Below are 14,182 nucleotides of genomic sequence, written 5' to 3' on the forward strand. Positions count from 1 at the left end.
GATTCAGCGCATCCAGGGCGGCGTCGGCTCGGCGTCCTTGGGTTCGTCCTCGGCATTGCGCAGGGCCTGCTTCTTCGCCTCTTCGGCCAGCGCCGCCTTGATCTCGCGCATCACCGCGTCGATGTCGGCGGGATCTTCCGGCTCGGCGAACTCGCCGGTGAGCTGGCTGTGCGGCTGCAGCTTGCCGGCCTCGTACAACGCCCACATTTCCTTGGCGTACTTGGTGTACTTCAGCTCCGGGGCGAACTGGCCGAAGTAGTCGGCCATGTTGCGCACGTCGCGCTCGAGCATGCTGAAGGCATGGTTGTTGGCCGCCGCATCCACCGCCTGCGGCAGGTCGATGATCACCGGGCCATCGGGGCCGAGCAGCACGTTGAATTCCGACAGGTCGCCATGCACCAGACCGGCGCAGAGCATCTTGACGATCTCCTGGATCATGAAGGCATGGAATTCACGCGCATCGTCCGGGTGCAGTTCGACATCGTTGAGGCGCGGCGCCACATCGCCTTCACCGTCGCCGACCAGCTCCATCAGCAACACGCCATCGAGAAAGTCGTAGGGCTTGGGCACCCGCACGCCGGCACTGGCGAGGCGGAACAGGGCCGCCACTTCGGCGTTCTGCCAGGCTTGCTCCTGCTCCTTGCGCCCGTACTTGCTGCCCTTGGCCATGGCCCGCGCCTGGCGGCTACCGCGCACCTTGCGGCCCTCCTGATACTCGGAGGCCTGGCGAAAGCTGCGCTTGTTGGCCTCCTTGTACACCTTGGCGCAGCGCAGCTCGTCGCCGCAGCGCACCACATAAACGGCCGCCTCCTTGCCACTCATCAGCGGTCGCAGCACCTCGTCCACCAGGCCGTCTTCGACCAGGGGTTCAATACGTTTGGGCGTCTTCATCGGTGTAAATGACGGATCCTGTCTAGCCGGGGATTGTCTTGAGGGCCCCATCCTCTCACAGCACGTCTTCGCTGCCGACAGTTGATCGGCCAAAACGCACGAAAGCGCTCGCTCAGCACAAACATCCGATCCTGGGACACTTCACCTGTCGAGGCAAAAGCCCAGCGCACGAACAAGAAATTGTCTCATTTACAAAATTTACACCTGCCTGCAGGCCAGGCACGACGGGAGCTGGACGCCTGCCGCAAAGTATTGCGAATGATTCGCGATTGAACCTTACATGCAAATCACTATCATCCCGCCCCTCGCAATGATCTTCCCGTAAATCATCGTCAGGAGTCGTCGATGTTTGCCCTTCGCCCTCGTTCCGCCCTTGCCAGCGCCATCGCGCTGGCCGCCAGTTTCGGTGTCCATGCCGATGAGCCCACCAGCCTGGGCGAAGTCGTCATCAGCGCCTCGGGTTTCGAGCAGAAAATCACCGAGGCGCCTGCCAGCATCAGCGTGATCAGCCGCGAGGAACTGCAGCAGAAGCGTTACAGCAACCTGGGGCAGGCACTGGAGGATGTGGAAGGCATCGATGTGCGCCAGGGCACCGGCAAGACCGGCGGCCTGAACATCAGCATCCGCGGCATGCCCAGCGACTACACCCTGATCCTGATCGACGGTCGTCGCCAGAACACCGCGGGTAACGTTACCCCCAACGGTTTCAACGAGACCGCCACCAGCTTCATGCCGCCCATGTCCGCCATCGAACGGATCGAGGTGATCCGTGGCCCGATGTCGACCCTCTATGGCTCCGATGCCATGGGCGGCGTGGTCAATATCATCACCCGCAAGGTGGCCAAGGAATGGGGCGCCAGCCTGAGCCTCGATCACACCTTCCAGGAGAACCGCGATTACGGCGAAGCCAGCAACACCAGCCTCTACGCCAGCGGCCCGCTGATCGAAGGCTTGCTCGGCCTGGCGGTACGCGGCAGCCTATATGACCGGGGAGAATCGGATCTGCAGTTCGACAACGACAGCACCGTCAGCAAGCGCGGCGCATCGCCGGTCGAAGGACGCAACAGCACGTTCGGCAGCCGACTGACCCTGACACCGAACGAAGACCATGATTTCGCGCTGGACTTCGAGCGTGGCCGTCAGGTCTATAACAACGATGACTGCCAGCTCGGCAACCTCGATGGCAAGAGCGGCGGCAGTGCCACCGATGGCTGCACCACCAACGCCCCGCTGCGGGCCAACGGCTACAGAGACGAACTGCGCTTCGAGCGCGATCAATTCGCCCTCAGCCACACCGGTCGCTTCAGCCTGGGCACCCTGGAAAGCAGCATCACCCACAACACCACGGAAACCTTCGGTCGAACCATTCCAGGCACCCCCATCGGCAATGCCTATACCGGTTTCCCCTCGATCGTGATTGGCGATGATCGCAAGCTGAAATCCACCGACCTGGTCGTCGACAGCAAATTCATCGCCCCGCTGGGTGAGTCGCACATCGCGACCGTCGGCGCCCAGTGGTGGGACGCCAAGGTGAGCGACGGCATCGCCGATGAAGATTTCCAGCAAACCTCCTGGGCGCTTTTCGCCGAAGACGAGTGGCGTCTGCGTGACGATCTGGCGCTGACCCTGGGCACTCGCTACGAGGATCACGACGCCTTCGGCGGTCATGTCAGCCCGCGGGCCTATCTGGTCTGGAACACCAGCGACACCTGGACACTCAAGGGTGGTGTAAGCCGTGGCTACAAGACGCCGACACTCAACCAACTGCACGATGGCATCAATGGCGTGACGGGCCAGGGCTCGACCATCACTATCGGCAGCCCTGACCTCGATCCGGAGATCACCACCAACACCGAAATCGGTGCGTACTACGACAACCTCTCGGACTTCAACGCCAACGTCACCCTGTTCCATAACAAGTTCAAGGACAAGATCGACGACGGCACGCCACTGGCCAACTGCTTCTACACCGCCAACCCGAACCAGCCGGGCTGCGTCAGCTATGGCCCGGGCTTCACTCAGGAGAGCTTCGCCCAGAGCGTCAACATTGGCGAAGCCGTCACCCAGGGTGTGGAAGTCGCGGGACGCTGGGAATTCGCGCCGGCCTGGGCATTGGCTCTCAACTACACCTACACCGATAGCGAGCAGAAGAGCGGCATCAACAAGGGCGCCCCGCTGACCAATACCCCGGAGCACATGGCTCACGCACGCCTGAGCTGGGCTGCCAATAGTCGCCTCACCCTGTGGTTCAAGGGTGAGTACCGCGGTGAGCGTGCCCGCTTCACCGACCGCTACGAAAACCTGACGGCCGCCAACAAGGCGCTGTTCGACGCAGCCGGTGATCTGAAAGCCTATGAAGTGTTCCACCTTGGCGGTTCGTTCAAGGTCTCGAAGAACGTGACGCTCAACGCCACGATCTACAACCTGTTCGACAAGGACTTCACCAGCGGCAGCTACTACACCACCAATACAGGCACCACTGGCTGGGCCTCCGACTACACCCAGATCGGGCAATCCACCACCGGCACCCTGGAAGAAGGCCGCCGCCTCTGGCTGTCGACGGTGATCGAGTTCTGATCCACAGGCAAAAGAAAAGCCGCCACCCCGAAAGGGCTGGCGGCTTTTTTTACGCCCGCGCGAGGCGGACGTTCTGGGCAGGCTTACAGGTAGTAGGACTTCAGCGGCGGGAAGCCATTGAATTCCACGGCGCTGTAGCTGGTGGTGTAGGCACCGGTGGACAGCCAGTACAGGCGGTCACCGCTGGCCAGGTTCAGCGGCAGGCCGTACTTGTAGTGTTCGTACATGATGTCGGCGCTGTCGCAGGTTGGGCCGGCGATGACGACTTCTTCCATCTCGCCCTTCTTCTCGGTCCAGATGGGGAACTTGATCGACTCGTCCATGGTTTCGATCAGGCCGCTGAACTTGCCCACGTCGGCATACACCCAACGCTCCACGGCGGTACGCGATTTACGCGCCACCAGCACCACTTCCGACACCAGCACGCCGGCGTTGGCGATCAGCGAGCGGCCTGGCTCGAGGATGATTTCCGGCAGGTCGTCACCGAAGTCTTCCTTGAGGAAGCGGGTGATTTCCTCGGCGTAGGTTTCCAGGTCATTGGTGCGCTGGATGTAGTTGGCCGGGAAGCCGCCACCCATGTTGATCATCTGCAGGGTGATGCCGTCTTCTTCTTTCAGACGCTCGAAGATCACCTTGACCTTGGCGATGGCCGCGTCCCAGACGTCGATGTCACGCTGCTGCGAACCCACGTGGAAGGAGATGCCGTACGGCACCAGGCCCAGTTGCTTGGCCAGGATCAGCAGATCCAAGGCCATGTCCGGCTGGCAGCCGAACTTGCGGCTCAGCGGCCAGTCGGCGCTGGTGGAACCTTCGGTGAGGATGCGCACATAGACCTTGGCGCCCGGAGCGGCCTTGGCGATGTTGCGCAGGTCGGCTTCGGAGTCGGTGGCGAACAAGCGCACGCCCTTTTCATAGAAGTAGCGAACGTCGCGCGCCTTCTTGATGGTGTTGCCGTAGCTGATGCGCTCGGGGCCGACACCGGCGCCCATGACCTTGTCCAGCTCGTAGATCGAGGCGATGTCGAAGTTCGAGCCCTTGTCGCGCAGCAGCTCGATGATCTCGATGGCGGGGTTGGCCTTGACCGCGTAATAGGTCTTGGCGAACGGGAAGCAGTTGCCCAGTTGATCGTAGGCGTCGGCAATGATCTGCCGGTCGATCACCACGAAGGGGGTTTCGTGCTGATCGGCGAATGCCTTCATGCGCTGGAAAGTGGCGGGTGCGTAGTAGTCTTCGACCTTGATCGACATGCTGGGGACTCCAATGGCAAAACCAGGAACACATGGATTCGGGCAGCGAAACGCCTGACAGGTTCCGCTACGTGTAGGGGGTGGCCGCGCACGGAGCACTGGCCTGAACGTCTGACAGTTTCCCCACTTTGGTTCGCCTACTTCCCAAGGCATGTCGCCGAGCATCACTGATCGCGGTGGGCCACCAGCGATCTCTCGTCGTCAGTACTTGAGCCGGATGGATCGTTTCCAGCATGGACGTTCGGGCGCGGACTTTAAGACCATGCGCCCGTCAGATCAACCGGAAATTACCCCTAATTTCACCTCGACCGGTGAACGTTCCGGATATCGCACAAAACGGCCTGAAATGCTGAACGGGCGTGGCTTTCAGCCAGTCTGCAACAGGCAGATTACAGCGCCATTTCAGTCGATTTTTCAGTACACGTCGCGGCGGTAGCGCCCGGCTTCGATCAGCCCCTGCACCTCGTCCTCGCCGAGCAGTTCACGCAGGGCGGCATCGACCCCGCCCGCCATGCCCTGCAGACTGCCGCAGACATAAAGAGCAGCGCCGTCGCTCAGCCAGTCATGCAGACGCAGGTGCTGCTCGCGCAGCAGATCCTGCACGTAGCGTTTCTCGGCCTGATCGCGGGAGAAGGCCAGATCCAGATGCTGCAGCTCGCCAGCGGCCAGCGCGGCCTGCAACTCGTCGCCGCAGAAGAAGTCCTGCGCGCGGTTGCGCTCGCCGAACAGCAGCCAGTTGCGCGACTGCCCGGCCAGGGTGCGCGCACGCAGCAACGAACGCAGGCCGGCCAGGCCGGTGCCGTTGCCAATCAGGATCAGCGGGCGGTCATCGTCCGGCAGGTGGAAACCGCTGTTGCGCCGCACCCGCGCCTGCACCTGAGCCCCCTCGGGCAAATGCTGCGTCAGCCAGCCGGAGCCCAGGCCCAGACTGCCATCGGCCTGCACGGCCTGGCGCACGATCAGCGTCAGTACGCCATCGGCGGCGACCGAGGCAATCGAGTATTCGCGCGCGCCCAGTGGCGCCAGCGCCTCGACCAAGGCTTGCCCATGCAGGCCGACCAGATGGGCGAAGCTGTCCGGCAACTGGCGTTCGCTCAGCGCATCGGCAAGGCTGCAGGCGCGCCCGTCGAGCTTCACCGGCTCATCACCAACGAGCCCGTAGTGCTGCAACCAGGCCCGTACCCGTGCCTGCGCATGGCGCGGCTGAATTTCCAGGATATCGCCCGCCAGCCAGGTGCACGCTGGCGGTGGCAGCAGGTCGAGCCGATAGACCGGCGCGCCCTGGCTATCCGGGTTGAGCAACGTGCGCTGCTGCAGCGCCCAGTTCTGCCAGGGGGCGGCCTCAAAGCGAATCGGCGCGGCGCCGGTCAGGTCGCTCAGGTGCTGCTGCCAGCGCTGCAGTGCGGCCTGGTCGTCACCATCCACCTCAACCGGGGCGAACAGCGAGCGCGCGCCCTGACGGCCCAGCCAGTCGTTGACCCGCCGAGCGAAACCACAGAAGTGCTGGTACTGCCGGTCGCCCAAGGCCAGCACGGCATAACTGAGCTGATCGAGTGCGACGGCACCGCCAAGCACCTTGCGCTCGAAGCCCTGCGCGGCGTCCGGCGCCTCGCCATCACCGAAGGTGCTGACCACGAACAGCGCCTTCTGCGTACGGCTCAGGCTGTCGGCGTCGAGGCGCGACAAAGGCTCGACGCGCACCGCAATGCCGGCGGCCTGCAATTGCCCGGCACTCTGCCAGGCCAGTTGCTCGGCAAAGCCACTCTGGCTGGCAAAGCCCACCAGCCAGCCCTCGCCCTCGGCCGTGTGCCCCAGCGCACCACGGGCAGCTTGCACCGCGCGCTTCTTGCGCCGGCGATCCAGATACAGCAGCCAGCCGGTGATGAAGAACAACGGCATGGCGGCACTGGCCAGCATCATCAGGATGCGTCCCGGCAGGCCGAAGTATTCACCGACATGCAACGAGTAGATGCTGGCGAGCAACTGCGCCTTGAACGACTTGTCGGCATAACGCTGGTCGCTGAGCAGCGCCCCGCTCTTCGGATCGATGCGCATCTCATTGAACGCACGCACGTGCTCGGCGTCGTCCAGCAGGTAGAACACTGTCGCTGGCTGACCCGCCACCGGCGGCAGGCGCAGGTTCCAGGAAACCAGCCGAGGCCCGGCGGTGCGTTCGAGAGTTTGCCAGAGGGCCACGTAATCCACCTCGGGCAGCGGGCCGGCCGGTGCTGCGCGACCGCCACGGCCACCGCGACCTTCGCCACGCTGTTCGGCAGGGGCGTCAGAGAGCAGGTGGGTCAGGCCGTCGCGGTACCAGCCGTAAGACCAATACAACGCCGTCAGCGCGGCGCATAAATAGAACAACAGCGCCCAGGTGCCCGCGACCGCATGCAGATCCCAGTTGAAGCTACGACCTTTCTTCTTCCAGTCCAGAGTCAGCCAGGTACGCCAGTTCAACGCCTGGCGCGGCCAGCGCAGGTACAGGCCGGAGAGGCAGAAGAAGATCAGCGCCAGGGTACTGGCAGCGGTGATCTGCTTGCCCACCTCACCCATGGCCAGGAACCGGTGCAACTGCAGCATCAGCATGAAGAAGCCCTGCCCCACCGGGTTGCCAAGCACCTCGCCGGTATACGGGTCGAAGACGATTCGCGGGCCACGCCGCTCGCCCGGCTTGGGTGCCAGGAACGCCATACCCGGCCCTTCATGACGGCTGTCGAGCCACAGGCCGGAAACGCGATCACCTGTGCTCGATTCGATCTTCGCCACCAGCTCCACCGGGGCAAGCGGCCCCTGCTCGACTGGCTGAATCTGCCAACGCTCGGCATTCAGCGCCCGCAGGATCTCCCCTTCGAAGCTGTAGAGAGCACCGGTCAAGCCGACGATGGCCAACACCAGGCCAGCAGTGATGCCGAGCAACCAGTGCAATTGGAATAGGACTTTCTTGAACACGTCGATCACTCTTGCATCACGATTAAGAACGCCGCCCTAGGCAGACGAGAGCGGATTCTATTTGAGAGTTATTTTCAAGGAATAGCCTTTACATCTTTTTTACCCGCTTGCGGACGCACGAAATCCCCGGCACAGGCGAGCTGCACCGGGGATTCGGCAATGGGTCAGAAGCTGTAATCGGCCGTCAGGATCGCAGCCCGCGCATCGCCGGGAGTCGCCCAGCCGTTGTTGCGAATGCGCGTCAGGTACTGCTTGTCGAACAGGTTGTTGACGTTCAGACGCAGGTTCAGGTTGCGGTTGACCTTGTAGCCGAGCATCGCCCGGTGCACGGTGTATCCGGCAGCAGTCGGCGCGTTGTCGGCACTGGCCAGGTACTGCTTGCTCTGGGTGGTCAGGCCATAACCGACCTGCAGGTTGTAAGGCAGGTCATAGGTGGTCCAGATGCTCGCCGCATGCTTGGGCGTGAAGGTCAGCGGTTTGCCCTTCTGCGCATCGACGCCAGTGTTCTGCAGGGTGTAATCGCTGACACTCTGCAGCACTTCGGTGTGCAGGTAGGTGTAGTTGGCGAAGACCTTCCAGCGGTCGGTGATCGCCCCCATCGCCCCTAGCGCCACACCATCGACACGAGCCTGGCCATCGAGCGTCTGCTCGCCGGACAGGTTGCTCGGGTCGTTGCTGGCCACCTTGTAGTTGGTGCGGTCGTTGCGGAACACCGCTGCGGTCAGCGACAGGCGCTCATCGAGCAGATCCCACTTGGTGCCGATTTCATAGCTGACGGACTTCTCCGGCTCGGCATCGCAGTTATTGCTGCTCGGGTTGCTGCCGCGCCCGGCACTGAAGCAACTGCCATTGACGGTGGCCTGCGAGGCGGTCTGGCTGTTGCCATAGGCCACGTAGATGCTGCCGTTCTCGGCCGGCTTGTAGACCACACCCAGACGATAGGAAAGCAAGTCATCGCTGTTGTGGTAACGCGCCCCGCGCGTTACGGCACCGCTGACGGCATTGATCGCATCGGTCGCCGAGCTGCCTTCATTGCGCTCGTAGCGCAGGCCGCCGTTGAGCTCCCACTGCTCGTTGAACTTCAGGGTGTCGAAGGCATACACGGCGCGGTTGTTCAGCTCACCGTCGATTTTCGCCGTCTTGATGAAGTTCACCGGGCCATCCCAGTGCGAATCAGGATCGCTGATGCTCACCGGCGGCGGCGTCACCAGTGCACCCGCGGCGTTGTAACGCCAGTTACCGGTGCTCGCCTCGTACTCCTCGCGGGTCAGCGCGACGCCGGTGACCAGGGTGTGGTCGATGAAACCGGTGGAGAAGCGGCTGGTCAGGTCGGTCTGGTTGGTAAAGATGCGGTTCTCGGTGTCGCGCGCATTGCCCAGCGAACCACCGCTGGGCCGGAAGAAGCCCGGCGTCAGACCAGCGGCGCAGGCGGCACCGGTCGGCGTCACGCCGCTGGCCAAACAGGCCGTGGAAGCCCCTTCCGGCCCGGACACCCAGGTTTCCTGACGCACGCGCGCCACCCGGCTGAAGTTGCGCAGTGACAGCGCATCATTGAGCTCATGCTCCAGCTTCAGGCTGAAGGCATCGGTGGTGATTTCCTGCTTGTTGACGTTGTGATAGCCGTAATAGTTATCCCAGTCCGCACCCGGCAGCAGCTTGCCGTCGTAGATCGGCACACCGAACTGCGGCAGGTTGTCGTCTTCCTGATGCTCGAAGGCGAGGGTCACGCGGGTCGGCGTGCCCAGGCCGAAAGCGATCGACGGGGCGATGCCCCAGCGCTCGTAATCCTCGTAATCGCGCCCAGGCGCATCGTTGCCGTGGGCCATCAGGTTGAGGCGCGCCGCCGTGGTGTCGTTGAGCTTCTGGTTGGTGTCCAGGGTGATGCGCTTGTAGTTGTCGGTGCCGACCGCCGTGCTGATCTTGGTGAAATCACGCATCTGCGGCGCCTTGGTCACCAGGTTGATGGTGCCACCGATCGAACCGCCGCCGGAGTACACCGAACTGGCGCCGTTGACGACTTCCACCTGCTCCAGGTTGAACGGGTCGGTGCGGCTGTACTGCGCGCTGTCACGCACGCCGTCGACCTGGATGTCGTTGCTGGCCGAGAAGCCCCGCAGGTTGATGCTGTCGCCATAACCACCGCCGCCCTCCCCGGCGCCGAAGGTGATGCCCGGTACGGTGCTGAGGATGTCGCGCATGGTCAGCAGGTTCTGATCTTCGATGACCTGCTTCGGCACCACGGTGATGGTTTGCGGGGTATCACGCAGCAGCTCGGTGTATTTCGGCGAGGACGGCGCCTGCGGCTGATAACCGTCGGTTTCGGCAGAACCGCTCACCGACAGGCTTTCGAGCTCGAGTGGCGAGGTCTTTTGAGTATCGGACTCGGCAGCGACCACTGCGCCACCGTGAGAAACGATGGCAAGACCAATGGCGGATACCAGCAGCGATTTTTGCGACAGCGCGGCAGACAGTGTTGGCTCGTTGTTATGCATGGAAAGGCGTCCAGAAAAAATGCGAGCGAATCTTATTTGCTACAAATTGTATTTTTCAATACAAATGCGAATAATTAGCAAATATTTTCTCAACTGCGCATGACAACCCTGACTCGCGGGTTATCCGCTAGGCAGAGACGCCCCGATTCCGCTGCGCAACCAACCGGACGCCCACATGCTGCTGCACATCCCCCAGCTCTTCACGCGCGAAGAAGTCCTCAACATCCGTCAGGCCCTGGAGGCCACCGAATGGATGGACGGCAAGGCCACCGCCGGCTACCAGTCGGCCAAGGCCAAGCACAACCTGCAGTTGGCCGACGACAACCCGCTGGCGGTGGAATTGCGCGAAGCCATAGTCCAGCGCCTTCAGCGCAATGCCCTGTTCATGTCGGCGGCGCTGCCACGCAAGATCTTCCCGCCGCTGTTCAACTGCTACCGCAACGGCGATGCCTTCGGCTACCACATCGACAACGCCGTACGGGCGGTGCGCGACAGTGGCGAACGCATCCGCACCGACCTGTCCTCGACCCTGTTCTTCAGCGACCCGGAGGATTACGACGGTGGCGAACTGGTGATCCAGGACACCTACGGCACCCGCGAGATCAAGCTGCCGGCCGGTGACCTGGTGCTGTATCCGGCCACCAGCCTGCACCGCGTGCAGCCGATCACCCGTGGCAGGCGCCTGGCCTCGTTCTTCTGGACACAGAGCCTGGTGCGCGAAGACAGCCAGCGCGCCCTGCTGTTCGAGATGGACGTGGCGATCCAGACCCTGACCCGCGACGTACCCGACCACCCGTCGCTGATCCAGCTCACCGGCACCTACCACAACCTGCTGCGCCGCTGGGTGGACGTGTGAGCACGGACAATCCGCGCGCCACTGCCAGCCTGCTGCTCGCCGCTGCGGGCCGCGGCGAGGTGGAGGCGCAAACGATGCTCGGGCAGATTCTGCTCGAAGGTCACGGCATCGCCCGCGATGCCAAACTGGCCTTCACCTGGTTCGGCATCGCCGCACGCCAGGGCCATGCGATGGCGCTGAACATGCTCGGTCGCTGCCTGGAACATGGCTGGGGCTGCCACCTGGATCTGCTGGCCGCCGCCCATCACTATCAACGCGCGGCGGCGCTCGGCCTGGACTGGGGCATGTACAACCTGGCCAACCTGCTGGGCGCCGGTCGCGGCGTGGCGCAGAATCATGCGGGCGCCTTCGCCCTGTACCAGCGCGCGGCGCAGTTGGGGCATGCCAAGTCGATGAACCTGCTGGGACGCTACCTCGATGAAGGCGTGCTGGCAGCGCCAGATCGCCAAGCGGCGCTGCATTGGTTCGAGCGCTCGGCGCAGGCCGGCGACTTTCGCGGCCAGTTCAGTTATGCCCTGCGTCTGCTGGAGCTGGGCGAACCGGACACGGCCCGCCTGTGGCTGGAGCGGGCGCTGGCGGGCGGCAACCTGAACTTCCTGCGCGCCACACGTGCCCGCGTTATGGCGCTGCCGGGCTGCGCCGACCTGGGGCTGGCCTACCATCAGCGCGCCGCCGAGCTGGGTGACGACGAGGATCAGGCAGCCCTGGCCGCCCTGCCAGCATAAAGCGCATGCCAGGCGGCCAACGCCTCGTTGCGTTTTGCCGGTATAATCGCGGCTTTTTTCCGACAGCTCGACCGATCGTCGACAGGACCTCTCCGCCATGACCACCCAGGCCGCCGAAGTCGCCAAGCGCCGTACCTTCGCCATCATCTCCCACCCGGACGCCGGTAAGACCACCATCACCGAGAAGCTGCTGCTGATGGGCAAGGCCATCGAAGTGGCCGGCACGGTGAAGTCGCGTAAGTCCGACCGCCATGCTACCTCCGACTGGATGGAGATGGAGAAGCAGCGCGGCATCTCCATCACCACCTCGGTGATGCAGTTCCCTTACCGCGAGCACATCGTCAACCTGCTCGACACGCCCGGCCACGAAGACTTCTCCGAAGACACCTACCGCACCCTGACCGCCGTGGACAGCGCGCTGATGGTGCTCGACGGCGGTAAGGGCGTCGAGCCGCGTACCATCGCCCTGATGGACGTGTGCCGCCTGCGCGACACGCCCATCGTCAGCTTCATCAACAAACTCGACCGCGACATCCGCGACCCCATCGAACTGCTCGACGAGATCGAAGCCGTCCTGAAGATCAAGGCCGCGCCCATCACCTGGCCGATCGGCTGCTACAAGGACTTCAAGGGCGTCTACCACCTGAGCGGCGACTACATCATCGTCTACACCCCGGGCCATGGCCACGAGCGCACCGAAGCCAAGATCATCCAGAAGCTGGACTCCGACGAGGCGCGCAATCATCTGGGCGACATGTACGAGCGCTTCGTCGAGGAGCTGGAGCTGGTGCAGGGCGCCTGCCATGAGTTCGAGCCCGACGCCTTCCTCAAGGGCGAGATGACCCCGGTTTTCTTCGGCACCGCGCTGGGCAACTTCGGCGTCGACCACGTACTCGACGCCGTGGTCGACTGGGCGCCGCGCCCGCTGCCGCGCGCCGCCAACGAGCGCACTGTGGAGCCGACCGAGGAGAAGTTCTCCGGCTTCGTGTTCAAGATCCAGGCGAACATGGATCCGAAACACCGCGACCGCATCGCCTTCATGCGCATCTGCTCGGGCAAGTACACCCAGGGCATGAAGATGCGCCACGCGCGCCTGGGCAAGGACGTGCGCGTCGGCGACGCGCTGACCTTCTTCTCCAGCGAGCGTGAGCACCTGGAAGAAGCCTATGCCGGCGACATCATCGGCCTGCACAACCACGGCACCATCCAGATCGGCGACACCTTCACCGAAGGCGAGAACCTGGGCTTCACCGGCATCCCGCACTTCGCCCCGGAACTGTTCCGCCGTGTGCGTCTGAAAGACCCGCTGAAGTCCAAGCAGCTGCGCCAGGGCCTGCAGGAACTGGCCGAAGAAGGCGCCACCCAGGTGTTCTTCCCCGAGCGCAACAACGACATCATCCTCGGCGCGGTCGGTGTGCTGCAGTTCGACGTGGTCGCCAGCCGCCTGAAGGAGGAATACAAGGTGGAATGCGCTTACGAGGCGATCAACGTCTGGTCGGCGCGCTGGATCGAATGCAGCGACGAGAAGAAGCTCAAGGAATTCAAGGACAAGGCCTACGAGAACCTCGCCGTCGACGGCGGTGGCCACCTCACCTACCTGGCGCCGACCCGCGTCAACCTGAGCCTGATGGAAGAGCGTTGGCCGGAAGTGAAATTCCGCGCCACCCGCGAACACCACTGATGGAAAAACGGCCCGCCAAGCGGGCCGTTCTTTTTAGTAGCGAAAGCGCCCGACGATGCCGCGCAAGCGCTGCGAGTTCTCACCGGCATGGCGCCCGCGCTGCAAGGTGTTCTCAGCCAGCGCCACGCTACGCCCGGCCTCCACGCCCAGATTCGCCACCCGCTGATTGATCTCGTCACTGACCTGCGACTGCTCGCGCGCCGCCTCGGCGATCTGCAGGCTGCTGCGCGATACGGTTTCCACCAGACCACCGATGCTACCCAGCGCTTTGCCGGCGGCCTCGGCCTGGGCAACCCCGTTGTCCGCGTGTTTCTGGCTGGCCTGCATGGCGTCCACGGCCTGGCGAGAAGTGCCCTGCAAACGCTGGATCATGCTGTCGATTTCCGCGGTGGAAGCCTGAGTACGGCTGGCCAAGGTACGCACCTCGTCGGCGACCACGGCAAAGCCACGCCCCTGCTCGCCGGCACGTGCGGCTTCGATGGCGGCATTGAGCGCCAGCAGATTGGTCTGCTCGGCGATGGTGCGGATCACCTCCAGCACGCCGCCGATTTCCTGAGAGTGGGTTTCCAGTTGGCTGATCACCTGCGCTGCGCTGCCCACTTCACTGGCCAACTGGCGGATGTCGCTGATGGTGCCGTCGATCACCTTGAGCGCCGAACGCACTTCGCGGTCGGCTTCGGCGGTCTGCTCCGAGCTGCCACGGGCATGCTCGGCAACACCCTGCACGGTCACCGTCATCTGGTGCACGGCGGTGACCACCTGAT

9 protein-coding genes are annotated in these 14,182 nt (G+C 63.5%); 4 read left to right on the top strand and 5 right to left on the bottom strand.

Going from position 1 to position 14,182, the window contains the following annotated elements:
* Positions 1-3: 3 nt before the first annotated feature.
* On the bottom strand, positions 4-891 hold the full coding sequence (locus VC352_RS14060; RefSeq protein WP_322980181.1) for a PA4780 family RIO1-like protein kinase: 888 nt from the start codon (positions 889-891) through the stop codon (positions 4-6).
* A 345-nt stretch (positions 892-1,236) separates the two neighbouring features.
* Between VC352_RS14060 and VC352_RS14065 the strand changes: the two genes are divergently transcribed.
* Complete coding sequence (locus VC352_RS14065) at positions 1,237-3,468, top strand: TonB-dependent receptor domain-containing protein (RefSeq protein WP_322980182.1); 2,232 nt, start codon at positions 1,237-1,239, stop codon at positions 3,466-3,468.
* An 83-nt stretch (positions 3,469-3,551) separates the two neighbouring features.
* On the opposite strand, the gene VC352_RS14070 is transcribed toward VC352_RS14065, so the two are convergent.
* The 3 genes from VC352_RS14070 to VC352_RS14080 all read right to left on the bottom strand — a co-directional run bounded on the left by VC352_RS14070 (position 3,552) and on the right by VC352_RS14080 (position 10,156).
* Complete coding sequence (locus tag VC352_RS14070; RefSeq protein WP_322980183.1) at positions 3,552-4,715, bottom strand: type III PLP-dependent enzyme; 1,164 nt, start codon at positions 4,713-4,715, stop codon at positions 3,552-3,554.
* A 414-nt stretch (positions 4,716-5,129) separates the two neighbouring features.
* Complete coding sequence (locus VC352_RS14075) at positions 5,130-7,664, bottom strand: sulfite reductase flavoprotein subunit alpha (RefSeq protein WP_322980184.1); 2,535 nt, start codon at positions 7,662-7,664, stop codon at positions 5,130-5,132.
* 164 nt (positions 7,665-7,828) lie between these two features.
* Entirely contained in the window at positions 7,829-10,156 is a 2,328-nt protein-coding gene (locus VC352_RS14080; RefSeq protein WP_322980185.1) for a TonB-dependent siderophore receptor, read from the bottom strand.
* A gap of 175 nt (positions 10,157-10,331) precedes the next feature.
* Here VC352_RS14080 and VC352_RS14085 point away from each other — a divergent pair, with 175 nt between their 5' ends.
* From VC352_RS14085 to VC352_RS14095, 3 genes are all read left to right on the top strand, one after another.
* On the top strand, positions 10,332-11,012 hold the full coding sequence (locus VC352_RS14085; RefSeq protein WP_322980186.1) for a Fe2+-dependent dioxygenase: 681 nt from the start codon (positions 10,332-10,334) through the stop codon (positions 11,010-11,012).
* Positions 11,009-11,737: a tetratricopeptide repeat protein gene (locus VC352_RS14090; protein WP_322980187.1), complete on the top strand. Its 729-nt coding sequence runs from the start codon at positions 11,009-11,011 to the stop codon at positions 11,735-11,737. The genes VC352_RS14085 and VC352_RS14090 overlap by 4 nt, the downstream gene beginning before the upstream one ends.
* 97 nt (positions 11,738-11,834) lie before the next feature.
* The gene (locus VC352_RS14095) at positions 11,835-13,418 is read left to right on the top strand and encodes a peptide chain release factor 3 (RefSeq protein WP_322980188.1); all 1,584 of its coding nucleotides are present in this window, start codon (positions 11,835-11,837) and stop codon (positions 13,416-13,418) included.
* Between the two features lie 33 nt (positions 13,419-13,451).
* Here the strand turns inward: VC352_RS14095 and VC352_RS25470 are convergent, their stop codons facing one another.
* Complete coding sequence (locus VC352_RS25470) at positions 13,452-14,156, bottom strand: methyl-accepting chemotaxis protein (protein ID WP_416340184.1); 705 nt, start codon at positions 14,154-14,156, stop codon at positions 13,452-13,454.
* Between the last annotated feature and the right edge of the window lie 26 nt (positions 14,157-14,182).

Source organism: Pseudomonas sp. C11, from assembly GCF_034683865.1.
Classification (GTDB): domain Bacteria; phylum Pseudomonadota; class Gammaproteobacteria; order Pseudomonadales; family Pseudomonadaceae; genus Aquipseudomonas.

Excerpts from the sequence above, each read along its gene's own strand:
- VC352_RS14060 (WP_322980181.1), bottom strand. The coding sequence starts at position 891 with ATGAAGACGCCCAAACGTATTGAACCCCTGGTCGAAGACGGCCTGGTG.
- VC352_RS14065 (WP_322980182.1), top strand. The coding sequence starts at position 1,237 with ATGTTTGCCCTTCGCCCTCGTTCCGCCCTTGCCAGCGCCATCGCGCTG.
- VC352_RS14095 (WP_322980188.1), top strand. The coding sequence starts at position 11,835 with ATGACCACCCAGGCCGCCGAAGTCGCCAAGCGCCGTACCTTCGCCATC.
- VC352_RS14080 (WP_322980185.1), bottom strand. The coding sequence starts at position 10,156 with ATGCATAACAACGAGCCAACACTGTCTGCCGCGCTGTCGCAAAAATCG.
- VC352_RS14070 (WP_322980183.1), bottom strand. The coding sequence starts at position 4,715 with ATGTCGATCAAGGTCGAAGACTACTACGCACCCGCCACTTTCCAGCGC.
- VC352_RS25470 (WP_416340184.1), bottom strand. The coding sequence starts at position 14,156 with ATGACGGTGACCGTGCAGGGTGTTGCCGAGCATGCCCGTGGCAGCTCG.
- VC352_RS14085 (WP_322980186.1), top strand. The coding sequence starts at position 10,332 with ATGCTGCTGCACATCCCCCAGCTCTTCACGCGCGAAGAAGTCCTCAAC.